At 74.2% G+C, this 22,642-nt stretch carries 16 protein-coding genes and 1 tRNA gene; 13 read left to right on the forward strand and 4 right to left on the reverse strand.

Annotation, left to right across the window (positions count from 1 at the left end; translation table 11 throughout):
- Positions 1-35 precede the first annotated feature (35 nt).
- Positions 36-809, reverse strand: a complete 774-nt coding sequence (locus ACO0M4_RS23280; protein WP_430372866.1) for a class I SAM-dependent methyltransferase — start codon at positions 807-809, stop codon at positions 36-38.
- A gap of 279 nt (positions 810-1,088) precedes the next feature.
- Between ACO0M4_RS23280 and ACO0M4_RS23285 the strand changes: the two genes are divergently transcribed.
- The 4 genes from ACO0M4_RS23285 (at position 1,089) to ACO0M4_RS23300 (ending at position 6,828) form a co-directional block, all read left to right on the forward strand.
- Complete coding sequence (locus ACO0M4_RS23285) at positions 1,089-1,673, forward strand: CGNR zinc finger domain-containing protein (protein WP_430372867.1); 585 nt, start codon at positions 1,089-1,091, stop codon at positions 1,671-1,673.
- A 217-nt stretch (positions 1,674-1,890) separates the two neighbouring features.
- Entirely contained in the window at positions 1,891-4,332 is a 2,442-nt protein-coding gene (locus ACO0M4_RS23290) for a HelD family protein (RefSeq protein WP_430372868.1), read from the forward strand.
- Between the two features lie 535 nt (positions 4,333-4,867).
- Complete coding sequence (locus ACO0M4_RS23295; RefSeq protein WP_430372869.1) at positions 4,868-6,301, forward strand: NAD-dependent malic enzyme; 1,434 nt, start codon at positions 4,868-4,870, stop codon at positions 6,299-6,301.
- Positions 6,302-6,546: 245 nt separating this feature from the next.
- Positions 6,547-6,828, forward strand: a complete 282-nt coding sequence (locus ACO0M4_RS23300; protein ID WP_004951951.1) for an HU family DNA-binding protein — start codon at positions 6,547-6,549, stop codon at positions 6,826-6,828.
- Positions 6,829-7,107: 279 nt separating this feature from the next.
- On the opposite strand, the gene murA is transcribed toward ACO0M4_RS23300, so the two are convergent.
- Positions 7,108-8,454, reverse strand: coding sequence for a UDP-N-acetylglucosamine 1-carboxyvinyltransferase (gene murA, locus ACO0M4_RS23305; RefSeq protein WP_430372870.1), 1,347 nt, complete (start codon positions 8,452-8,454; stop codon positions 7,108-7,110).
- 295 nt (positions 8,455-8,749) lie between these two features.
- On the opposite strand from murA, the gene ACO0M4_RS23310 reads away from it, so the two are divergent.
- Positions 8,750-9,457 carry a YqgE/AlgH family protein gene (locus ACO0M4_RS23310; protein ID WP_430372871.1) on the forward strand — a complete coding sequence of 236 codons (708 nt, stop codon included), beginning with the start codon at positions 8,750-8,752 and terminating at the stop codon, positions 9,455-9,457.
- A 233-nt stretch (positions 9,458-9,690) separates the two neighbouring features.
- Complete coding sequence (locus ACO0M4_RS23315) at positions 9,691-10,374, forward strand: hypothetical protein (protein ID WP_430372872.1); 684 nt, start codon at positions 9,691-9,693, stop codon at positions 10,372-10,374.
- Between the two features lie 60 nt (positions 10,375-10,434).
- Here the strand turns inward: ACO0M4_RS23315 and ACO0M4_RS23320 are convergent, their stop codons facing one another.
- On the reverse strand, positions 10,435-11,412 hold the full coding sequence (locus ACO0M4_RS23320) for a LysR family transcriptional regulator (RefSeq protein WP_430372873.1): 978 nt from the start codon (positions 11,410-11,412) through the stop codon (positions 10,435-10,437).
- A 131-nt stretch (positions 11,413-11,543) separates the two neighbouring features.
- Between ACO0M4_RS23320 and ACO0M4_RS23325 the strand changes: the two genes are divergently transcribed.
- The 6 genes from ACO0M4_RS23325 to ACO0M4_RS23350 all read left to right on the forward strand — a co-directional run bounded on the left by ACO0M4_RS23325 (position 11,544) and on the right by ACO0M4_RS23350 (position 20,519).
- The gene (locus ACO0M4_RS23325) at positions 11,544-12,725 is read left to right on the forward strand and encodes an MFS transporter (RefSeq protein WP_430372874.1); all 1,182 of its coding nucleotides are present in this window, start codon (positions 11,544-11,546) and stop codon (positions 12,723-12,725) included.
- Complete coding sequence (locus ACO0M4_RS23330) at positions 12,712-12,996, forward strand: DUF3039 domain-containing protein (protein ID WP_026247947.1); 285 nt, start codon at positions 12,712-12,714, stop codon at positions 12,994-12,996. Before ACO0M4_RS23325 ends, ACO0M4_RS23330 begins: the two co-directional genes overlap by 14 nt.
- Positions 12,997-13,207: 211 nt before the next feature.
- Positions 13,208-14,866 carry a beta-N-acetylhexosaminidase gene (locus ACO0M4_RS23335; protein ID WP_430372875.1) on the forward strand — a complete coding sequence of 553 codons (1,659 nt, stop codon included), beginning with the start codon at positions 13,208-13,210 and terminating at the stop codon, positions 14,864-14,866.
- Between the two features lie 232 nt (positions 14,867-15,098).
- Positions 15,099-15,995 carry an FAD binding domain-containing protein gene (locus ACO0M4_RS23340; protein ID WP_430372876.1) on the forward strand — a complete coding sequence of 299 codons (897 nt, stop codon included), beginning with the start codon at positions 15,099-15,101 and terminating at the stop codon, positions 15,993-15,995.
- Positions 15,992-18,073: a 2Fe-2S iron-sulfur cluster-binding protein gene (locus ACO0M4_RS23345; RefSeq protein WP_430372877.1), complete on the forward strand. Its 2,082-nt coding sequence runs from the start codon at positions 15,992-15,994 to the stop codon at positions 18,071-18,073. The genes ACO0M4_RS23340 and ACO0M4_RS23345 overlap by 4 nt, the downstream gene beginning before the upstream one ends.
- 100 nt (positions 18,074-18,173) lie before the next feature.
- Positions 18,174-20,519: a xanthine dehydrogenase family protein molybdopterin-binding subunit gene (locus ACO0M4_RS23350; protein WP_430372878.1), complete on the forward strand. Its 2,346-nt coding sequence runs from the start codon at positions 18,174-18,176 to the stop codon at positions 20,517-20,519.
- A gap of 173 nt (positions 20,520-20,692) precedes the next feature.
- Here ACO0M4_RS23350 and ACO0M4_RS23355 read toward each other — a convergent pair.
- Positions 20,693-20,764: transfer RNA gene (locus ACO0M4_RS23355), tRNA-Cys, on the reverse strand.
- A 179-nt stretch (positions 20,765-20,943) separates the two neighbouring features.
- On the opposite strand from ACO0M4_RS23355, the gene ACO0M4_RS23360 reads away from it, so the two are divergent.
- Positions 20,944-22,536: an MFS transporter gene (locus ACO0M4_RS23360; RefSeq protein ID WP_430372879.1), complete on the forward strand. Its 1,593-nt coding sequence runs from the start codon at positions 20,944-20,946 to the stop codon at positions 22,534-22,536.
- The last annotated feature ends 106 nt before the right edge of the window (positions 22,537-22,642 follow it).

Below are 22,642 nucleotides of genomic sequence, written 5' to 3' on the forward strand. Positions count from 1 at the left end.
CCCGGGGCGCGTCCGTGCGGCCCCGTCCGGGGTCTTCAGGCCGGGTTGCTCACCCGGATCTTGGACTGGCCGTGCGGCCGGGACTCCCAGTCCTCCATGAACCGCGCCTCCAGCCCGTGCTTGCGGGCCAGTCGCAGCAGGGTCTCGGTCCGGTAGTAGAAGTCCTCCCGCAGTACCTGGTGTTCGGCGCCCTCGGTGCGGTCGAAGGTGAAGTCGAAGAACCCGCCCGGGGCCAGGATCCGGCCGACGTGCGCCAGGCACTCGTCGATGACGTTGATCGGCGAGTGCGAGAAGACGCTGTGCGCGTGGACGACGTCGAAGTGCGCGGACGGCAGGAATTCCAGCTTCAGGTCCTGAGTGATCGTCAGGTGCGGGAGTTTGTCCTGGAGTTCGTAGGTCGCCAGGGTCCGCTTGGCGGCTATCAGGATGTCCGGCGAGATGTCGATGCCGTAGTAGTTGCCGGCGTCCAGGTGGGCGATGAAGCGCCAGCCGGCGCGCAGGTTGCCGCAGCCGATGTCCAGCATCCGGTGCTCGGGTTGCAGTCCGTGCTCCACCAGGTAGGCGAACTGCATCTCGCCCAGCGCCAGCCAGCGTTCGTGGCTGCGGCTGCCGACCGCGGCCTCCGGGTTGCGGCCGGTGTCCGAGGCCATCACCGCGCGGTAGTACGCGACGTGGTCGGGGTGCTTGAGGCGCAGCCAGGTGTCGCGGGCGGTGCGCTTGACGTAGGGGGCGATCCGGGCCGGGTTGCGGACCGCGTAGCCGAGCTTGTGGGTCAGGCTGGCGCGGTTCTTGAGCAGCGGGGAGGACATGCCGCCGAACTATACATCACATGTATACGCAGCGTGTCTACATGGAGGGTCTACACGGGCTCTCTACGCGGATTGTCTAGCGGGTGTCTGGAGGAGTGTCTGGAGGAGTGCCTGGAGGGGGCGTCCGGTGCGGCCGGCCCGCGGGGTTCCGGCGGGCGGCGCGGGCGGGCACCCTGGGAACGCTCCCGTACGCCCCCTCCGCCCCCTTCCCCGCGTCCCCCCGTCCCTTTCGTCTCCCGTTCCCGTTCCCCGTGCCCGTTCCCGAGGAGTGACAGGCAGATGGCAGCCCCCTACGGCCTCCGGTTCGACTGCGGGCGGATCTGCCTGGACCTGGTGGCCACCGCCGGCGGCGCCCCGATCGCCGTCGAACGGCTCACCGGCCCCGCGCCGCTGGCCGCCTGGCTGGCCGACGCGGGCGTGGTGCCGCCCGGCGCCCCGCTCGACGCCGTCGACGCCCGCTGGGTCGCCCGCTTCCGGGCGCTGCGCGACCTGCTGGCCCGGATCGTCCGCGCCGAACTGCTCGGCCGGGCCGCCGCGTCCGACCTCGCGCTGCTGAACGCCGCGGCCGGGTCCGCCCCACCGCCCGCCGTACGGGCCGTCCGCGGCCCGGACGGTGCGCTGGCCGGCGTCCTGCCCGATCCGCCCGACTGCGCCGCGCTGCTGGCGACGGTGGCCCGGGACGCCGTCGCGCTGCTCACCGACCCCGCGGTGCGCGGGCAGTTGCGGCAATGCGCCGGCGACGGCTGTGCTCTGGTCTACCTGGACGCCTCGCGCGGCCGGCGCCGCCGCTGGTGCTCCAGCGAGGTCTGCGGCAACCGCGCCCGGGTGGCCCGGCACCGGCGCCGGACCGCACGGATCCCGTGACCGGTCCCCGTACCCGGAACTCGTGCCCGGACCCCGCGGCCGGACCCCGCGACCGCGCCCCAAGGCCGGTCCGCATGACCGGACCTGCGTGACCGAACCGCGTCCTGAGGCAACATCCGACCGACAACATCCGTCTTTGTCCGTACCTCCAGGTGCGCACCGTGCCGGGTTCGCGTACGGTTGACGGCTGCCCTACGCACAGCAGAAGGGGGCCTGGGTGGCCGCGCACAACGCCACGCACGCACCGGACCACGCACCGGACCACGCACCGGATTCCGTCCGGGACCGCGAGATCGAGGCCGAGCAGACACATCTCGACCACGTCTACCGGCGCCTTGAGGAGAAGATCCACGAGGCCGAGTTCCTGATGGACGACGCCGCCAAGCGCGGCCAGGTCGGCACGCCCGGCGCGCTCGCTGAACGCGACGCCCAGGTGTTCCAGGCCGGTGTCCACCTCCACCGGCTCAACTCCGAGTACGAGGACTTCCTCTTCGGCCGGATCGACCTGCTCCTGGGCAAGGACGGGAAGAAGGGGCCGGACGGCGCGTACACCTCCGTCGAGCCCGCCGACGGCGCGATCCGGGACGGCCGCGCCGCCATCGCCGAGACGCTGCACATCGGCCGCCTCGGGGTCCTGGACGCGGACTACTCGCCGCTGGTCATCGACTGGCGGGCGCCGGCCGCCGCGCCCTTCTACCGGGCCACCCCGGTCGCCCCCGGCCGGGTCGTCCGCCGCCGGGTGATCCGCTCCAAGGGCCGCAAGGTGCTGGGCGTCGAGGACGACCTGATGCGCCCGGAGGTCACCGCGACGTTGGACGGCGCGGAGCTGCCGGCGGTCGGCGACGGCGCGCTGATGGCCGCGCTGGGCCGGGCCCGCAGCCACACCATGCGGGACATCGTCGCCTCCATCCAGGCCGAGCAGGACATGGTGATCCGGGCCCCCGCCGCCTCCGTCACGGAGGTCGAGGGCGGCCCCGGCACCGGCAAGACCGCGGTCGCCCTGCACCGCGCCGCCTACCTCCTCTACCAGGACCGCCGCCGCTACTCCGGCGGCATCCTGATCGTCTCCCCGACCCCGCTGCTGGTCGCCTACACCGAGGGCGTACTGCCGTCGCTCGGCGAGGAGGGGCAGGTCGCCATCCGGGCGCTCGGCTCGCTCGTCGACGGCGCCGAGGCGACTGCCTACGACCCGCCGGCGATCTCCCGCGTCAAGGGCTCGGCGCGGATGCTGAAGCTGCTGCGCAGAGCGGCCCGCGGGGCGCTGGAGGGGGCGGTCCCGCCCGCGCCGCGCCGCGCCCGCGCCGCGCAGGACGCTCAGCTGTCCCTGGAGGACCTCGCCGCGGGGACGGACGCCCCGGCCCCGCCGACCCGCCTGAGGGTCGTCGCGTTCGGCGCCCGGCTCGAACTCGACGAGGCCGAGCTGCGCGCCATCCGGCAGTCCGCCCTGGGCGGCACCGCCCCGGTCAACCTGCTGCGCCCGCGCGCCCGCCGGCTGATCCTGGACGCCCTGTGGACCAAGTCCGGCGCCGCCCGCCGCTTCCTGGACCCGGAGCTGGCCGCCGAGGCCCGCCAGGGCTTCGACGAGGACCTCACCACCGAGCCCGAGTTCCAGGAGTTCCTGGACGCCTGGTGGCCCGAGCTCACCGCGCGCGGGGTGCTCGCCGCGATGGCCGACGAGCGCCGCCTTGGCCGCTGGGGGCGCCGCCTCCTCAACCCCCGCGAGATCCGTCAACTCGCCCGCTCGCTGCGGCGGTTGGGCGACGACGGCCGGGGCCCGCTGTCGGTGCACGACATCGCGCTGCTGGACGAGCTCCAGCAGATCCTGGGCGCCCCGGCCCGGCCGGCCCGCCCGCGCGAGGCCGACCCGCTGGACCAGCTGACCGGCCTGGACGAGCTGACCACGTACGCGGACCGGTTCTCGGCCGGTCGCAGCCGCCGCGAGCGGCTGGAGGAGGAGCGCACCGACTACGCCCACGTCATCGTCGACGAGGCCCAGGACCTGACGCCGATGCAGTGGCGGATGGTCGGCCGCCGCGGCCGGCACGCCACCTGGACCGTGGTCGGCGACCCGGCGCAGTCCTCCTGGTCGGACCCGGACGAGGCCGCCGAAGCCCGCGACGAGGCACTCGGCACCCGTCCCCGCCGCCGCTTCACGCTCACCGTGAACTACCGCAACCCGGCCGAGATCGCGGAGCTGGCGTCCAAGGTGCTGGCCCTGGCCATGCCCGGCTCCCCGGCGCCGAGGGCGGTCCGCTCGACCGGTCTGGAACCCCGCTTCGCCGTCGTGGACGGCACGGGCGGCGCCAATAAGGCCGCTGACGAGGCGCTGGCCCGGGCCACCGTCGCCGAGGCCGAGCGGCTGCTGGCCGAGGTCGAGGGCACGGTCGGCGTCGTGGTGGCGATGCACCGCCGCACACAGGCCCGCACCTGGCTGGCCGGGCTCGGCGACCGCGTGGTGGCGCTGGGCTCCCTGGAGGCCAAGGGCCTGGAGTACGACGCCACCCTGGTGGTCTCGCCCGCCGAGATCGCCGACGAGTCCCCGGCGGGCCTGCGGGTGCTCTACGTCGCCCTGACCCGCGCCACCCAGCAGCTGACGGTGCTCTCCGCCGCCCTCGACGACCCGGACGGCGACGGCGTGCCGGACCTGCTGCGCGACTAGGGCCGGTCCGGTGGACCAGGGTCGGACAGGCCCTGGGCGCCGGCCGCGGTGCGCCCCGTGCGCGGGCGCACCGCCGTAGGGGCGGTGGTGCTGCCATCCGAGGGGTTGTGAAATCGGCCGCGCGGGACGGGATTCGCTTGCCGGGATGGTTTGTTAGCCTTGGTGGCGGCACCGGCTCGATCCAAGCCCCCGGGCCCAACCATCGTCGCTACGAGCGACCACTTGCCGCGAGGCGAGCATGGCGGGTCGGTGTCATAAGCCACAAAGGCGCGGGCGCCCCTCCTTCGGGAGGGGCGCCCGCGGTCGTTTCCGCCCGGTGCCGGGGCCGGGGTGCGCCGTGGCTGGTTCACGTTGCCCGAGGGGGTTCCGCTCGGCGGGCCAACTCTCGTATGGTGGAAGAGTCTTTCCGAAATTTGTAGCTGGTTACCGTGTACCGGCTGGTAGGTGGGACGATCGGACAACGCGCTCCGGCTCGGGCACCCCTGAGTCCCGGAGCCGCTTAGAGCCAAACCAGGGAAAGCAGAGGAAGTCGGCCATGGCAACGGCGCCTAGCGTCTCGTATTCGATGACGGTGCGACTGGAAGTTCCCGCAAGCGGCACCGCCGTCAGCCAGCTCACCACGGCCGTGGAGTCCTCCGGCGGGTCGGTCACCGGCCTTGACGTGACCGCATCCGGCCACGAAAAGCTCCGGATCGACGTCACGATCGCCGCGACCTCCACCGCGCACGCCCAGGAGATCGTCTCCAAGCTGCGCACCATCGAGGGCGTCTCGCTCGGCAAGGTCTCCGACCGGACCTTCCTGATGCACCTCGGCGGCAAGATCGAGATGTCGTCCAAGCACCCCATCCGGAACCGCGACGACCTGTCCATGGTCTACACCCCCGGCGTGGCCCGGGTCTGTCAGGCGATCGCCGACAACCCCGAGGACGCCCGCCGGCTCACCATCAAGCGCAACAGCGTCGCGGTGGTCACCGACGGCTCCGCGGTCCTCGGCCTGGGCAACATCGGCCCCAAGGCCGCGCTGCCCGTCATGGAGGGCAAGGCGGCCCTCTTCAAGCGCTTCGCCGGCATCGACGCCTGGCCGATCTGCCTGGACACCCAGGACAGCGACGCGATCGTGGAGATCGTCAAGGCCATCGCCCCCGGCTTCGCGGGCATCAACCTGGAGGACATCTCCGCGCCCCGCTGCTTCGAGATCGAGGCCCGGCTGCGCGAGGCCCTGGACATCCCGGTCTTCCACGACGACCAGCACGGCACCGCCATCGTGGTGCTCGCCGCGCTCACCAACGCGCTGCGGGTGGTCGGCAAGAAGATCGAGGACGTCCGGGTCGTGATGTCCGGCGCCGGCGCGGCCGGTACCGCCATCCTCAAACTGCTGCTGGCCGCCGGCGTCCACCACGCCGTGGTCGCCGACATCCACGGCGTGGTCCACGCCGGCCGCCCCGACCTGGTCGACGCCGACCCCGACTCGGCCCTGCGCTGGATCGCCGACAACACCAACCCCGAGGGCGTCACCGGCACCCTCAAGGAGGCCGTGGTCGGCGCCGACGTCTTCATCGGCGTCTCGGCCCCCAACGTCCTCGACGGCGACGACGTGGCCCAGATGGCCGACGGCGCGATCGTGTTCGCACTCGCCAACCCGGACCCCGAGGTCGACCCGGCCATCGCCCGGCAGTCCGCCGCCGTGGTCGCCACCGGCCGCTCCGACTTCCCCAACCAGATCAACAACGTCCTGGTGTTCCCCGGCGTCTTCCGTGGTCTGCTCGACGCCGCCTCGCGTACGGTGAACACCGAGATGATGCTGGCCGCGGCCGGCGCTCTCGCCGCCGTCGTGCTGGACGACGAGCTCAACGCGAACTACATCATCCCCAGCGTCTTCAACGAGAAGGTCGCGGGCGCGGTGGCCGGCGCGGTGCGCGACGCGGCGAAGGCCGCGGGCGATGCTGTGACGACTGCCACGGAGATCTGAGACGGCGCGTCGCAGGACCTGCCCTCAGCAGGCCCCCCATAGGGTGTCGAGTGACCCTCCAGGGTGCCGGATTGGCTTTACCGCCGCAGGTGGGGGCAGGATGCTCTCCCAAGGACAATGTCCAGGGGGACCTCAGGCGCGAGGGAGCTGAAGGACGGACCCGGTTCGGTGGGCCGTCCGAGGGCCCTGGCAGCATCGGCTTCGATCTCACGCCGCATTGGCAAGAAGAACACGGGAGTACATACATGAACCGCAGTGAGCTGGTGGCCGCACTGGCCGATCGCGCCGAGGTGACCCGCAAGGACGCCGACGCCGTTCTGGCCGCGCTCGCCGAGACCGTCGGCGAGGTCGTCGCCAAGGGTGACGAGAAGGTCACCATCCCCGGCTTCCTGACCTTCGAGCGCACCCACCGTGCCGCTCGCACCGCCCGGAACCCGCAGACCGGTGAGCCGATCCAGATCGCTGCCGGCTACAGCGTGAAGGTCTCCGCGGGCTCCAAGCTCAAGGAAGCCGCCAAGGGCAAGTAAGGCCCTTCCGACGGCACCGAAGGCGGCCACCCCTCCCGGGGGTGGCCGCCTTCGCGTATGCCCGCCTACGCGGGGCTCAGGGGCCTTGGAGGGGGTCGGCCGGGGCGGGGGCGGCGCGCGCCGTCCCCGGATCCTCCCGTTGTCGTTGCTGCCGGGCCTCCTGGCGGCCCCTGGCGGCCCCTGGCGGCCCTCTGGTGGCCCCCGGTGGGGCAAGGCAAAGGCGCCGCACGGTCGTCGCAGTCGCGACCGTGCGGCGCCTTTGGGGGCCTTGGGCGGGCGTCAGCCCTGGAGGGCGCCGTTCGGCAGCTCCACCTTCGCGCCCAGTTCCACGAGCTTCTCCATGAAGTTCTCGTAGCCGCGGTTGATCAGGTCGATGCCGTGCACCCGGGAGGTGCCCTGCGCCGCCAGTGCCGCGATCAGGTACGAGAAGCCGCCGCGCAGGTCGGGGATGACCAGGTCGGCGCCCTGCAGCTTGGTGGGGCCGGAGACGACCGCGGAGTGCAGGAAGTTGCGCTGGCCGAAGCGGCAGGCGGAGCCGCCCAGGCACTCGCGGTAGAGCTGGATGTGCGCGCCCATCTGGTTGAGCGCTTCGGTGAAGCCCAGCCGGGACTCGTAGACCGTCTCGTGCACGATCGACAGGCCCGACGCCTGGGTCAGCGCGACCACCAGGGGCTGCTGCCAGTCGGTCTGGAAACCGGGGTGCACGTCGGTCTCCAGGGCGATGGCGTTGAGCGAGCCGCCCGGGTGCCAGAAGCGGATGCCCTCGTCGTCGATCTCGAAGGCGCCGCCGACCTTACGGAAGGTGTTCAGGAACGTCATCATCGAGCGCTGGTGCGCGCCCCGGACGTAGATGTTGCCCTCGGTGGCCAGCGCCGCGGACGCCCAGGAGGCGGCCTCCAGGCGGTCCGGGAGGGCCCGGTGGGTGTAGCCGTCGAGCTTGTCGACACCGGTGATCCGGATCGTCCGGTCGGTGTCCATGGAGATGATCGCGCCCATCTTCTGCAGGACGCAGATCAGGTCCTCGATCTCGGGCTCCACGGCGGCGTTCGACAGCTCGGTGACGCCCTCGGCCAGGACGGCCGTCAGCAGCACCTGCTCGGTCGAGCCGACCGACGGGTACGGCAGCCGGATCTTGCAGCCGCGCAGCCGCTGCGGGGCCTCCAGGTACTGCCCGTCCGCGCGCTTCTCGATCTTGGCGCCGAACTGGCGCAGCACGTCGAAGTGGAAGTCGACCGGCCGGCCGCCGATGTCGCAGCCGCCCAGGCCCGGGATGAAGGCGTGGCCCAGCCGGTGCAGCAGCGGGCCGCAGAACAGGATCGGGATCCGCGAGGAGCCGGCGTGCGCGTCGATGTCCGCGACGTTGGCGCTCTCCACGTGGGACGGGTCGAGGACCAGCTCGCCGGGCTCGTCACCCGGGCGCACCGTGACGCCGTGCAACTGGAGGAGCCCACGCACCACGCGGACGTCCCGGATGTCGGGAACGTTGCGCAGCCGGCTCGGACTGCTGCCCAGTAGGGCGGCGACCATGGCCTTGGGCACAAGGTTCTTCGCACCACGAACCCGGATCTCGCCCTCCAGCGGGGTGCCGCCGTGGACAAGCAGTACGTCGTCAGTAGAGACGGTCATGGATCTCGCGTTCCTGGAGTCGGTCAGGGCCAGGAGAAATGGTAAGGGCGGCCGAGGGGGTGCCCGAGGCGGTGCCCCTGGTACGGCCATGTAATGGCTTTGTCACAACACGCTCCGCTACGGTCCGCCTTTGATTCGTAATCACCTTTTGCGCGGAATATTCCGAATGTCGCGAATGGGTCATCCGGGTGCGAAGCGTGTGCGCCGGGGCCTGCCGCCGTACGCCCGCCCTGCTCTCCCAGCGGGTCCGGGCGTTGACTCCCCCTTCCGGCCGGAAGTGCGGGATCATGTGGCCATGACCGAGGTGTCCTCGCTCACAGGGCGGCTGCTCGTCGCCACACCCGCGCTCGCCGACCCGAACTTCGACCGCGCGGTGGTGCTCCTCCTCGACCACGACGAGGAGGGGTCCCTCGGCGTGGTCCTGAACCGCCCCACACCGGTCGGCGTCGCCGACATCCTCGCCCCCTGGGCCGAGCTGGCCGGGGAGCCCGGGGTGGTCTTCCAGGGCGGCCCGGTCTCGTTGGACTCGGCGCTCGGAGTGGCCGTGGTGCCCGGCGGGCCGTCCGGCGAGGGCGCCCCGTCCCCGGGTGCCGGCAGCGGCACCCGCACCGGCGGCGCGGTCGGCGGGGCGGCCGGCGCTTCCCCGGGCTCCACGAGTCGGGAGGACTCCCAGGCCACCGACACCGCGGACGGCGCCGGGCCGGGGGACGAGCCGCTGGGCTGGCGCCGGGTGCACGGCGCGATCGGCCTGGTGGACCTGGAGGCCCCGCCGGAACTCCTCGCCGCGGTCCTCGGCAGTCTGCGGATCTTCGCCGGGTACGCCGGCTGGGGACCCGGCCAGCTGGAGGAAGAGCTGGTGGAGGGGGCCTGGTACGTCGTCGAGTCCGAGCCGGGCGACGTCTCCTCGCCCGATCCGGAGCAGCTGTGGCGGGCCGTGCTGCGCCGGCAGCGCAACGAGCTGGCGATGGTGGCGACCTACCCCGACGACCCGTCGCTGAACTGACCCGCCGGGCCACTCCGGGCGCCGCCGCGCAGCGCGTACCGGGCCCCGCGCGCCGGGTGGTGCGCCCGGGCGCTCGACGGGGCATTTTGTGACGGCTTCGTCATGGGGAATTGTCGGACCCCGTCGCTATCGTTCGGTGTGGCAAGAACGCTGCGCGGACGCGTCCCCGAGCCCTTGAGTCTCGTGCGAGCAGGGGAGCTCGCGACCGCGCCGAACGGACGGGGGAGAGCACCATGCACAGGCCGAGCGTGCCCGAGGACCTGGACCATCCGGAGCAGGTGTGGGCGCGGGCCGCGACCTTGGCGGTGGTGGCCGCCGCCATGAACGACGGGGACGAGTACTCCTGGGGGCCGGACGGCCTGCACTGCTGGAACTGCGGCGGCTCGTACTGGTGGCGGCTGAAGCTGTACGACGGTGGCCGCGCCCTGCTCTGCGGCCAGGACTCCGACGGGAGCTACACGCACAGCGGCGACAGGCAGATCGACTTCCTGGCCGGCGGCCCCGCCTGGCTGCCCTGGGAGCAGCTGCGGGACGACGCCCAGGGCAACCTCCTCGGCTTCGCCTACTGGTACGAGGACGGCGCCTGGGCCCGCGCCCCGTACCCCGCCGCGATGCCGGACGACGGCCTGGAGATGGCGATCGGCTGGGCGGCGCCCGGTGACGCTGCGGTGGAGGAGATCACCGAGCATCTGGTGGCGCTCACGGAGACCGACGTCCACCCGGCGGCGACGGTCCGTGCGTTCATCGCGGCCGCCGCGGCCCGTACGGTCTGCGCGGCGGACGTCTCCGCGCTGCTGGACGCGGTGTGCGGCCCGGACTGCTGGTACGAGGTCCGCCCGGACGCTGCGCTGGCGTTCGCCGCGGAGTTGGGGCTGACGGCCGGGGACCGGGGCGGGGTGCCGGCGGTGGCGTCGTAGCGTCGCTCCGGCGCGCGCCGGAGCGTTCGCGCCGGGCCCTTGGGTCGGCCCCGGTGGGCGTCAGTGGCGGTGCTGTCCGCCCAGGGTGAGGAAGCGCTCGGCCAGCGGATGGGCGTCGCGGGCCGGCAGGGCCAGGTGCACGGGCACCGGCGGGGCGTTCTTCAGCCGGACGTAGCGGATCTGGGGGTGCGGATGCCGTTCGGCGACCCCCTCCGGGGCGACCCCGACCCCGTGCCCGGCCGCGACCGCCTCCAGCCACTCGTCGAAGTTGCCCGCGGTGCAGGCGAGTTGGGGGCGCCGGTCGGCGGGCCACAGCTCGGGCCGGGTGGTGCCGGTGACGGTGTTGACCACCAGGGGCAGCTCGGCCAGCTCGGCCCAGTCCAGCACCCGCCGGCGGGCCAGGCTCCCGGGGGCGGCGGCGCGCGGCACGGCGGCGACCCGCGGCTCCCGGAAGAGCAGCGCGGTGCGCAGTCCGGCGTCCCGCGGCACCTCGCCCCGGAGCACCACCACGTCCGACTCCCCGGTCTCCAGCCCGGCCAGCGGGCTGTCCCGGCGGACGAGCCGGACGCCGGCCCCGGTCGTCGCCTTGAACTCCGTGATCAGCGTGCGGCAGGCGGCCGGCAGCATCGAGGTGAAGCCCAGCCGCAGCACCGCCCGCCCGGTGGGGGAGCGCAGCGCGGCGGCGAGCCGGGGGAGCAGGGGGGTGAGGTCGGCGTAGAGGCGGCGGCCGGCGTCGGTGAGGGCGACCCGGCGGGTGGTCCGTTCCAGCAGCCGGACGCCGAGCGTGGTCTCCAGGGCCCGGACGGCGCGGGTCAGCGCGGGTTGGCCGATCCGTAGGCGGTCCGCGGCGTGGGTGAAGCTGCGCTCCTCCGCGACGGCGAGGAAGCCCCGCAGGTGGCGCAGTTCGACACCGTCGAGGGCCGGGTCGGCGAGCGGGTCTGCGTCGTACGGAGAGAGGCCGCGCGGAGGGAGGTCGTCGTCGTGGGCGGGCCCCGTCGTGGCGCCGGCGTCGTCCTGGGTACCGCGGACTCCATTCATGTCGCCCCAGCATAAGTGCTGCGTCTGGGCATTTCCCCGCCCATCCGGAGACTGCCTACGTTTCTCCGCAGCGGTCCGCCCGGGTCCGGGGACGGTCCCCGCCCCTCGGACCACCAGGGGAGTTGAGCGCGATGCGCAAGGTCTGGCTGCTGACGCTGGGGGCGTTCACCCTCGGCCTGGACGCGTATGTGATGGCGGGGCTGCTACCGGTCATCGCGGCGGACGTCGGCACGCGGGTGTCCCTCGCCGGCCAACTGGTGACCGTCTTCACGCTGGCCTACGCGATCTCCGCGCCGCTGGTCGCCGGGCTGCTCTCCGGGGTGCGGCCCCGGCTGCTGATCCTGGCCGCGCTGGCCGTCTTCACCCTCGGCAACGGCCTGACCGCACTGGCCCCGTCGCTGGGAACGCTGCTCGCCGCCCGGATCGTCGCCGGCGCCGGCGCCGGGGTCTACTCCGCACTGTCCACCGCGGCCGCCGCCGCACTGGTCCCCGAGGAGAAGCGCGGCCGGGCGCTGGCCCTCGTGATGGGCGGGATGAGCGCGGGCACCGTGCTCGGCGTGCCGATCGGCGTACTGCTGGCCGAGCACACCGGCTGGCGGGCCACGCTCTGGCTGGTCACCGCGCTGGGCGCGGTCGCGCTCGGCGGGCTGGCGGCGCTGCTGCCGCAGGTGCCCGCGGGGCCCGCCGTCCCGCTACGGGCCCGGCTGTCGGCCATCACCGACCGCGCGGTGGCGCCGGTGGTCACGGTGTCCTTCCTCGCCGCGGTGGCCAGCCTCGGCCTCTACACCTACCTCGCGCCGGTGCTGGCCGCGGCCGGCGGTGTCCACGAGGTCGCCCCGTACCTGTGGGCCTGGGGCGTCGGCGGCGTGCTGGGGAGCGTGCTGTCCGGGCCGCTGGTGGACCGGACCGGTCGGGTGCGGCTGCTGGCCGGCGGGGTGCTGGTGGTGGTCACCGTGGCCCAGGCCCTGCTGCCGACCCTGGCGGCGGTGGCGCTGCCCGGTGCGGCGGTCGCCCTGGTGGCCTGGGGCGCGGCCGGCTGGGCGTTCCAGGTGCCGCAGCAGCACCGGCTGCTTCAGGCCAGCGCGAAGCGCGGCACCGTCGCCCTCGCGCTGAACAACTCGGCGCTCTACCTGGGCAGCGCGGTCGGCTCGGCACTCGGCGGGCTGGCCCTGGCGGCGGGGCTGGCGCCGGCCGCGCTGCCCTGGGCGGCGGCCGGCGTGGCGGCCCTGGCACTGGTGGTGCATCTGGCGACGGGCCGACGCTCCCGACCCGTGCCGCGCGTGAGTACCCTTGGCAGTTATGAGCACTCTTGAGCCCGAGCGCGGGGCAGGTACGGGGACCCTCGTAGAGCCGACACCGCAGGTGTCGCACGGCGACGGCGACCACGAGCGCTTCGCCCACTACGTCCAGAAGGACAAGATCATGGCGAGCGCGCTCGACGGCACGCCCGTCGTGGCGCTCTGCGGCAAGGTCTGGGTCCCGGGTCGCGACCCGAAGAAGTACCCGGTCTGCCCGCTGTGCAAGGAGATCTTCGAGTCCATGGGCGCCGGTGGCGACAAGGACAAGGACGGCGGCAAGAAGTAAGCGTCGGCCGCGGCGCCTGCCCTCTGGGTACGGCGCCTCGGCGCACCGCTCCGCGCCCGCGGTCCGCACGGGCCCGCGCCCCCCAGGGGCCCGGGCCCGTCGTCGTGCCCGCGCCGCCCGTCGCGGCCCGGCCCCTGGGGCACCCCGGTCTCCCGGCGGCGGCCGGCAACCGTGGGTTTCCCTCCGCGGCGGCGCGGTGAAGACTGACGTCGTGACAGATCTGGAGACCGCTGCCCACACGGGTCTGATCCCGGCGCCGCTGAGCCACGACCTGGGAGACGCCGGGGCCCGTTCCCGAACCGTACGGCTCGGCGCGCAGACCGCGCTGGCCGCAGCCCCCGGCACCGAGGCCACCGCCCGCTGGCTGCGCGCCACCCTCGGCGCCGCCTTCGCACTGCCACTGCCGCCCGGCTCCGCCGAAGCCCCGGACGCCCTGGCGCTCGCCCTCGACCCGGCCCTCCCGACGGAGGGCTACCGGCTCGACGCCGACGCCCGCTGGGGCGTGCGGCTCACCGGTGGTGGCCCGGCCGGCGTCTTCTGGGGCGCGCAGACGCTCCGTCAGCTCCTGGGCCCCGCCGCCTTCCGGCGCGCCCCACTGGACCCGGAGCGCGCCCCCGGCCTGCCGGAGCAGACCATCGAGGACGCCCCCCGCTTCGCCTGGCGCGGCCTGATGCTGGACGTCGCCCGGCACTTCCTGCCCAAGGAGGGGGTGCTGCGCTACCTCGACCTGATGGCCGCCCACAAGCTGAACGTCCTGCACTTCCACCTCACCGACGACCAGGGCTGGCGGATCGAGATCCTCCGCTATCCGGAGCTGACCGCGACCGGCGCCTGGCGCGAGCGCAGCAAACTCGGCCACCGCGACTCTCCGCTGTGGGACCCGCGCCCGCACGGCGGCTACTACACCCAGGACGACATCCGCGAGATCGTCGCCTACGCCGCCGAGCGACAGATCACCGTCGTCCCCGAGATCGATATCCCCGGGCACTCGCAGGCCGCCATCGCGGCGTACCCGGAACTCGGCAACACCGACGTCATCGACACCACCTCCCTGAAGGTCTGGGACACCTGGGGCGTCAATCCCAACGTACTGGCGCCCACTGACAACACCCTGCGCTTCTACGAAAACGTGCTGGAGGAGGTGCTCGGGCTCTTCCCGTCGCGGTTCGTGCACCTCGGCGGCGACGAGTGCCCCAAGGACCAGTGGCGGGCGTCGCCCACCGCCCAGGCCCGGATCGCCGCCCTGTCCCTGGACGACGAGGACGGCCTGCAGAGCTGGTTCATCCGCCACTTCGACCGCTGGCTCACCGACCGCGGCCGGCGGCTCATCGGCTGGGACGAGATCCTCGAAGGGGGCCTGGCCGAGGGGGCGACGGTCTCCTCCTGGCGCGGGTACGCGGGCGGCATCGCCGCCGGCAAGGCCGGCCACGACGTCGTCATGTGCCCCGAGCAGCAGGTGTATCTGGACCACCGTCAGCACGCCTCCCCCGACGAGCCGGTGCCGATCGGCTACGTGCGGACCCTGGAGGACGTCTACCGCTTCGAGCCGGTGCCACCGGACCTGACGGACGAACAGGCCGAACGGGTCCTCGGCACCCAGGCCAACACCTGGACCGAGGGCATGGACAGTCAGCAGCGCCTCGACTACCAGGTCTTCCCGCGGCTGGCCGCGCTCGCCGAGGTGGCCTGGTCCCGACTGCCCGCCCCACAGGCACGCGACTACCAGGACTTCACCCGCCGGATGATCCACCACTACGCCCGCCTCGACGCCCTCGGCGTCAGCTACCGCCCGCCCGGCGGCCCGCACCCCTGGCAGAAACGCCCCGGCATCCTCGGACGCCCCTTCGACGGGGCGCCCCCAAACGTGTGAGCCGCCGTGCAAGGGGGCGCCCGTCCGGCCGGACCCTGGAACGGTGGTGCTCGGTGACCGGAACCTGCGGACGAAACCGGACCAGCGCCCTCTTCGAGGACGGAACACCGCTTCGCGGACCCTTGCGCGTACCAGGTCCGCGAAGATGTGCCAGAGTTGCCACGTCCGGGCTGTGAGCACGTACCGTACGGCGGAGCGGAACTGCCGGGACACCGGGGAAGGGGCAGCTGGGTTGACCACGCACGCACCGCACGCGTCGCAATCGGTGACGTTGCCGGCCTCGCTCGACGAGGCGGTGGCGGCACTGACCGCCATGCCCGCCGCCGTGCCCGTCGCGGGCGGCACGGACCTCATGGCGGCGGTCAACGCCGGACTCCTCAGACCCGCGGGCCTGGTGGGCCTCGGCCGGATCAGCGAGATCCGCGGCTGGCAGTACCTGGACGGCCATGCGCTGCTCGGTGCCGGCCTCACCCTCGCCCGGATGGGGCGCCCCGACTTCGCCGCCCTGATCCCGGGCCTGGCCGCCGCGGCCCGCGCGGCCGGCCCGCCGCAGATCCGCAACGCCGGGACCCTGGGCGGCAACATCGTCAGCTGCGCCCCCACGGGCGACACCCTCCCGGTGCTGGCCGCCCTGGAGGCCACGGTGATCATCGCCGGCCCCGGGGGCGCCCGCCGCGAGATTCCGGTCAGCCACCTGCTCACCGGCCGCGAGATGCTGCACCCCGGTGAACTCGTCGGCTTCGTACGGGTGCCGCTGCTGCACGCCCCGCAGACCTTCCTCAAGGCCACCGGGCGCACCGGCCCCGGCCGCGCCACCGCCTCCGTCGCGCTCGTCCTGGACCCGGCCCGGCGCTCGGTGCGCTGCGCGGTCGGCGCGGTCGCGGCCATGCCGCTGCGCCCGCTGGAGGCCGAGCAGTGGGTGGCCTCGCTCATCGACTGGGACGGCGAACGCGGTCTGGTCCCCGAGGCGCTGGCCGCCTTCGGCGACTACGTGGCCGCCGCCTGCATCCCCGACCCGGCGCCGCCGCAGGACGGCTCCGAACCGGCGACCCTGCCGCCGGCCGCGCTGCACCTGCGTCGTACGGTGGCAGCCCTGGCCCGCCGCGCACTTGGGAGGGCGCTCTCGTGAGCAACGCAGACCACCGTCACCCGCAGCAGCCGCACCCCGAGCAGGGGTGGCAGCCGCTGCCGCCGGGCGGCGAGTACGAGTCGGAGGCGACCGCCTTCGTCCAGCTCCCGGAAGGCTTCACCACCGGGGCGTACGGCGCCGGTTACGGCACTCCGGGCACGGAGCCGCTGGCCGCCCCCGGCCACGGCTACACCCCGCCGGCCTCGTTCCCCGCGCACCCCGCCGCGCCCCCGGTACCAGGCCCGGGCACCGACCCGGCGGCCACCGGACAGTGGACGATGCCGTTCGCCGACCCGTCGGCCGGCTACGCCGACCCCGCGGCGGGTTACGCCCCGACGGGGCAGCAGGGACCCGCACCGCACCAGGACCCGTCCGCGGGCTATCAGGCCAACGCGCCCGAGGCCGCCCAGGGGTGGGGCGCCGAACAGGTGCACTGGCCGGTCGCCGGCAGTCCGGAGGCGGCCGGTGGTGCCTGGACCATCCCGGCGGCCGACGACACCCTGGAGGAGTCCGGTGAGTACCTGGTCGGCGACGACCGACTGACCGGGCACGGCGGCGCCGCGTCCTACCAGGACGGCGGCTACCCCGGCGCGCCGTACGACGGCGGCGCCGGCGCGGCCGCCCCCGGGGAGGCCGGTGCCACCGGCCACTGGAACTTCACCGCCGGGCTCAACGCCACGAGCGGGACCGCCGGGACCGTCGACGTGGGCGGTGCCGTCGGCACCGGTCAGGACGGCGCCGCGGGAGAGCCGTTCGCGGCGCCCGCCGCCGACCCGTACGCGCCGGGCACGACCGCGGCCGGTACAGGCGGTGCGACCGGCCACTGGTCGCTGCCCGCCGACGCGCTGGCCCAGTGGCCGCCGGCCGGGCACCCGTCCCACCAGGAGCAGGAGCAGGAGCACGCGGCTGCCGGCCAGGGCATCGCCGCCGGCCAGGAAACCGCCGCCGAGGTGCCCGCCCCGGGAGGCGCCGAACGGTGGACGGTCCCGGTGGTGGAGAGCGAACAGCTCGACACCACGGGGGAGTTCGTCCTCGGTGCCGGCCGCGGTGCGGTCGCCGATCCCGGTGCCGCACCCGGCACGCCGGTCGAGGAGCACACCGCCGCCGGGCCCGCGACGCCCGTCGAGCACGGTGTGCCCACGGCTCCCGAGGCCCCTGCCGAGGCCGTGGCCGCCGGCCCGGTGCCGGCGGAGCTGCCCGGTGCCGCGGAGGTGCCCGGTGCTCCGGAGATGCCCGCCACGGCCGTCCCGGACGCCGCAGCCGGCCACCCGGTGGCGCCCGCCGCGGACCCCGGTGCGCCCGCCGAGTCGGCCCCCGTCGAGGCCCCCGCGCCCGCCGGACCGGTCGCCCACGCCGTCGAGGAGAGCGCGGCGCACCCCGCGCCCGAGCCGGCCCCCGCCACCCCCGACGTCGCTGTCGCGCCGGATGCCCCCGACGCCCCCGACGCCACGGCCGTCCTCGACAGCCACGACGAACACCCCTCCGCCTCCTACGTACTGCGCGTCAATGGCACCGACCGGCCCGTCACGGACGCCTGGGTCGGCGAGTCGCTGCTGTACGTGCTGCGCGAACGGCTCGGCCTGGCCGGGGCCAAGGACGGCTGCTCCCAGGGGGAGTGCGGGGCCTGCTCGGTCCAGGTGGACGGGCGGCTGGTCGCCTCCTGTCTGGTGCCCGCCGCCACCGCGGCCGGCAGCGAGGTCCGCACCGTCGAGGGGCTGGCGCAGCACGGCGTGCCCTCCGACGTCCAGCAGGCGCTCGCCGCCTCCGGGGCGGTGCAGTGCGGCTTCTGCGTACCGGGCATGGCGATGACCGTGCACGACCTCCTGGAGGGCAACCACGCCCCCACGGAACTGGAGACCCGCAAGGCGCTCTGCGGCAACCTCTGCCGCTGCTCGGGGTACCGCGGTGTCCTGGATGCCGTCGCCGAGGTCGTGAAGTCCCGTGCCGAGGTCGCCGAGTCGGCCGCCGGCGCGCAGGCGCCGGCCGAAGCCGCCCGCATCCCCCACCAGGCGGGTCCCGCCGACCCGATGGACGGGGTACCGCACCACCAGGATCCGCAGCCGGGAGGCGCTGGATGAGCGAGCGCAGCATGGGGGTCCCCCCGGCCGGAGGCTGGGGGAGAGTCGTCAAGAGGTGTGCGCCTCGCGGATGCGCGGGCGAGCGGAGCGAGGACTCGGCATGAGCGGCACGACCGACGGCGCCGGAGCCGTCACCGCGACGCCCCCCGCGGGCGTCCAGATCCCCGTCGAACCGCCGCTGCACGGGCTGGGCGTCTCCCTGACGCCCGCCGATGCGGCGGCCAAGGCCGAGGGCACCTTCCCGTACGCCGCCGACCTGTGGGCCGAGGGCCTGTTGTGGGCGGCGGTGCTGCGCTCCCCGCACCCCCGGGCGCGGATCCGGTCCGTGGACACCCGGCACGCCACGGAGATGCCGGGCGTGCACGCCGTCGTCACGCACGAGGACGTGCCCGGCGACAAGGGGCACGGCCGGGGCATCGCCGACCGGCCGGTGTTCGCCAGGGACGAGGTCCGCTACCACGGTGAGCCGATCGCCGCGGTGGCCGCCGACCACCCGGACACGGCCCGGCTGGCCGCCGCCGCCATCGTGGTCGAGTACGAGGTCCTGGAGGCCGTCACCGATCCCCAACTCGCCTTCGAGGCCGAGCCGCTGCACCCCGACGGCAACCTCATCCGGCACATCCCGCTCCGCTTCGGCGACGCCGAGGCGATCGGCGAGGTGATGGTCGAGGGCTTCTACCGGATCGGCCGCCAGGACCCGGCGCCCATCGGGGCCGAGGCCGGCCTCGCGGTGCCGCGCCCGGACGGCGGGGTGGAGATCTACACCGCCTCCACCGACCCGCACACCGACCGCGATCTGGCCGCGGCCTCCTTCGGCCTGCAACCGGAACAGGTCAAGGTCGTGGTGACCGGCGTGCCCGGTGCCACCGCCGACCGCGAGGACCCCAGCATCCAGCTGTCCCTGGGCCTGCTGGCGCTCCGTACGGGATGCCCGGTGAAGCTGGCTGCCACCCGGGAGGAGTCCTTCCTCACGCACGCCCACCGCCACCCCACGCTGCTGCGCTACCGCCATCACGCGGACGGCGACGGCAAGCTGGTGAAGGTGGAGGCGCAGATCCTGATGGACGCCGGCGCCTACGCGGACACCTCCGCCGAGGCGCTGGCCGCCGCGGTCTCGTTCGCCTGCGGCCCGTACGTCGTCCCGCACGCCGTCGTCGAGGGCTGGGCGGTCCGCACCAACAACCCGCCGTCCGGGCACATGCGCGGCGAGGGTGCGCTTCAGGTCTGCGCCGCCTACGAGGGCCAGATGGACAAGCTCGCCGCCCAGTTGGACCTGGAGCCGGACGAGATCCGCCGGCGCAACGCCATGGCCACCGGCGACCTGCTGCCCACCGGGCAGACCGTCACCTGCCCCGCCCCGGTCTCCGAACTCCTGCGTGCCGTCACCGAGGCGCCGCTGCCCGAGCTGCCCAAGGACACCCCCGAGGCGGAGTGGCTGCTGCCGGGCGGCGCCGAGGGCGCGGGCGAACCGGGCGCGGTCCGGCGCGGGGTCGGCTACGCGCTCGGCATGGTGCACATGTTGGGCGCGGAGGGCGCCGACGAGGTGTCCACCGCGACCGTGAAGGTCAGCGGCTCGGTCGCGACCGTCATCTGCGCCGCGGTGGAGACCGGTTCCGGGTTCGCCACGTTGGCGCGGCAGATCGTCCAGGAGACCCTGGGCGTCGAGGAGGTACACGTCGCGGGCGTGGACACCGACCAGCCGCCGGCCGGTCGGGCCTGCCACGGCCGGCACACCTGGGTCTCCGGCGGTGCCGTCGAGCGGGCCGCGAAGATGGTCCGCACCCAGCTCCTCCAACCGCTGGCCCACAAGTTCGGGATGTCCACGGAGCTGCTCCAGATCGCCGACGGCAAGATCACCTCCTACGACGGGGTGCTCAGCACCACCGTTGCCGAGGCGTTGGACGGCAAGGAACTGTGGGCCACCGCGCAGTGCCGGCCGCACCCCACCGAGCCGCTGGACGAGACCGGTCAGGGCGATGCGTTCGTCGGGCTGGCGTTCTGCGCCATCCGCTGCGTCGCCGACGTGGACATCGAACTGGGCACCGTCCGGGTGGTGGAGATGACCGTGGCGCAGGACGTCGGCCGGGTGCTCAACCCGCGCCAGCTGCGGGCCCGGATCGAGGCCGGGGTCACCCAGGGCCTGGGTGCCGCACTGATGGAGAACCTCCGCACCACCCGTGGTGAGGTCCGCCACCCCGACCTGACCGGCTATGCGCTGCCGACCGCGTTGGACGCGCCGGACATCCGGATCGTCAAGCTCATCGAGGAGCGCGATGTGGTCGCGCCGTTCGGCGCCAAGGCGGCCAGCGCGGTGCCGGTGGTGACCTCGCCGGCCGCGGTGGCGTCGGCGGTCCGGGCCGCCACCGGCCGGCCGATCGGCCGACTGCCGATCCGACCGCAGGCGGCGGTGGCACAGCCGGTGCAGTCGTCGCAGATTCCGCAGTGATTCCGCAGTGGTGCCGCGGTGGTGCCGCGGTGATTTCGAAGTGATGCCGTCGCGCTGAGGGCGCGCCGGCGCCCTCGTAGGGGCCAAGCGCGACGGGAACGGAGACGGACGACCGAAAGGGCGGCACCCCTCATGGGGTGCCGCCCTTTCCTTCTGCCTGGTCAAGGCATGGGAGGCCGTGGCGGGAATCGAACCCGCGTAACTCGCTTTGCAGGCGAGTCCCTAAACCACTCGGGCACACGGCCGGGGTGCGGTGCTGTCCCGACTGTAGGCCGCGGGGCGGGGGGTCGGACAAGAGCGGCGGGCAGGCTGCCATGAGGCTGCAACACGCGGTTCACGCGACGTGCGGTGTAGGACCGACGGCGGAGGGAATCCCCGACTCCGGACAGGGGTGCAACCGCCCTGCGGCCCTTACGCTGGCCCGATGACCGCTGACCCTTCGAGCCCCGCGGACGCGGCCGTCCCCGCCGCGACGGGCAGTGCCGCCGCCCCCGCCGCCGCCCCGCCCCCGGACGGCTCCGGGGGCGTCCTCGGCCGGGAGCACCGCGCGCTGACCCTCGGCATCATCTCCGTCGTATCCCTCATCGCCTTCGAGGCGAGCGCGGTGAACACCGCCATGCCGGTGGCGGCCCGCGCCCTCGACGGCATCGGGCTCTACGCCTTCGCCTTCTCGGCCTTCTTCACGGCCAGCCTGTTCGCCATGGCGCTCTCCGGCGTGTGGAGCGACCGGCGCGGACCGCTGGCGCCGCTGTTCAGCGGGATCGCCGCGTTCGGCGCGGGGCTGCTGATCGCCGGCGGGGCGCAGAGCATGGGCATGTTCGTCGCCGGGCGCGGGGTCCAGGGCCTGGGCGGGGGCCTGGCGCTGGTGTCGCTGTACGTCGTCGTCGGCCGCGGCTATCCCGAGCGGCTGCGGGCGTCGGTCATGGCGTCGTTCTCGGCGGCCTGGGTGGTGCCGGTGATCGTCGGACCGCTGGTCGCCGGGACGGTCACCGAACAGCTCGGCTGGCGCTGGGTGTTCCTCTCCATACCCGTGCTGATACTCCTGCCGCTCGCGGTGATGCTGCCGGCGCTGCGCAAGCTGCCGCGCACCGCCCCGGTCCCGGACGGCGGCCTCCGGCAGATCCTCGGCAGCCGCCGCTGCCGGCTGGCCCTGGCGGTCGCGGTGGGTGCGTCGCTGTTGCAGTACGCGGGCCAGCACCCGAGCTGGTTCGCGCTGGTGCCGGCGGTCGTCGGGTTGGCGCTGCTGGCCCCGGCCATCGTGCGGCTGCTGCCCCGCGGCACGTTCCGGGCGGGGCGTGGGCTGCCGGCGGTGGTGCTGATGCGCGGTCTGGCCGCCGGGGCGCTGGTGGCGGCCGAGAGCTTCATCCCGCTGCTGCTGGTCACCCAGCGCGGGCTGTCCGCCACCCTGGCCGGCCTCTCGCTCACCGGCGGCGGTCTGACTTGGGCGCTCGGCTCGTACGTCCAGAGCCGCCCGCGCCTGGACCCGCACCGCGAGCGGCTGATGGGCCTGGGCATGGCGCTGTTGGCGACGGCGATCCTGCTGGTGCCGCTGGTGCTGATCGACGCGGTGCCGGTCTGGACGGTGGCCGCGGCGTGGACGATCGGCGGATTCGGCATGGGCCTGAACATCTCCAGTGGCGGCGTGCTGCTGCTGAAGCTGTCCCGTCCGGAGGAGGCGGGCAGCAACTCCTCGTCCCTCCAGATGTCCGATGCGCTGGGCAATGTGACCTTCGTCGGCGTCAGCGGGGTGCTGTTCGTGGCGTTCGGTGGCGGTTCGATCGCCGCGGCCGGCGCCGCGTCGGCCACCGCCGGGGGCGCCGCCCCGGTGAGCCACCCCGCGGCGTTCCTGGCGGTCTTCGTGGCGATGGCGGTGGTGGCGGCTGCCGGTGTGGTGGTGTCCACCCGGCTGCGCCCGAAAGCCGGCAGCGGGCCCAACCTCACAGGGCAATACCGCCGGGGCCGGTCCGGTGGGTCGGGGTCGGACAGGCCGCGTCAGACGCCGCGGACCCGGCCGTGACCCATCGGCCCGGCCCCAGGGGTGTCCACCGCCGCTGGTGGCCGGTGCGGTGTGACGTCGCTCCCACCCTCGGGTGGGAGTGGGCCTTCGGCGCCGGGGGGAAAGC

The sequence above is a fragment of the Streptomyces sp. RGM 3693 genome (genome assembly GCF_050471125.1).
Taxonomy (GTDB): domain Bacteria; phylum Actinomycetota; class Actinomycetes; order Streptomycetales; family Streptomycetaceae; genus Streptomyces.

What these genes read in the sequence shown, in the direction of transcription:
- ACO0M4_RS23280 (WP_430372866.1), bottom strand. Translation starts at nt 809, where the DNA reads ATGTCCTCCCCGCTGCTCAAGAACCGCGCCAGCCTGACCCACAAGCTC.
- ACO0M4_RS23285 (WP_430372867.1), top strand. Translation starts at nt 1,089, where the DNA reads ATGGCAGCCCCCTACGGCCTCCGGTTCGACTGCGGGCGGATCTGCCTG.
- ACO0M4_RS23295 (WP_430372869.1), top strand. Translation starts at nt 4,868, where the DNA reads ATGGCAACGGCGCCTAGCGTCTCGTATTCGATGACGGTGCGACTGGAA.
- ACO0M4_RS23300 (WP_004951951.1), top strand. Translation starts at nt 6,547, where the DNA reads ATGAACCGCAGTGAGCTGGTGGCCGCACTGGCCGATCGCGCCGAGGTG.
- murA (WP_430372870.1), bottom strand. Translation starts at nt 8,454, where the DNA reads ATGACCGTCTCTACTGACGACGTACTGCTTGTCCACGGCGGCACCCCG.
- ACO0M4_RS23310 (WP_430372871.1), top strand. Translation starts at nt 8,750, where the DNA reads ATGACCGAGGTGTCCTCGCTCACAGGGCGGCTGCTCGTCGCCACACCC.
- ACO0M4_RS23315 (WP_430372872.1), top strand. Translation starts at nt 9,691, where the DNA reads ATGCACAGGCCGAGCGTGCCCGAGGACCTGGACCATCCGGAGCAGGTG.
- ACO0M4_RS23320 (WP_430372873.1), bottom strand. Translation starts at nt 11,412, where the DNA reads ATGAATGGAGTCCGCGGTACCCAGGACGACGCCGGCGCCACGACGGGG.
- ACO0M4_RS23325 (WP_430372874.1), top strand. Translation starts at nt 11,544, where the DNA reads ATGCGCAAGGTCTGGCTGCTGACGCTGGGGGCGTTCACCCTCGGCCTG.
- ACO0M4_RS23330 (WP_026247947.1), top strand. Translation starts at nt 12,712, where the DNA reads ATGAGCACTCTTGAGCCCGAGCGCGGGGCAGGTACGGGGACCCTCGTA.
- ACO0M4_RS23350 (WP_430372878.1), top strand. Translation starts at nt 18,174, where the DNA reads ATGAGCGGCACGACCGACGGCGCCGGAGCCGTCACCGCGACGCCCCCC.
- ACO0M4_RS23360 (WP_430372879.1), top strand. Translation starts at nt 20,944, where the DNA reads ATGACCGCTGACCCTTCGAGCCCCGCGGACGCGGCCGTCCCCGCCGCG.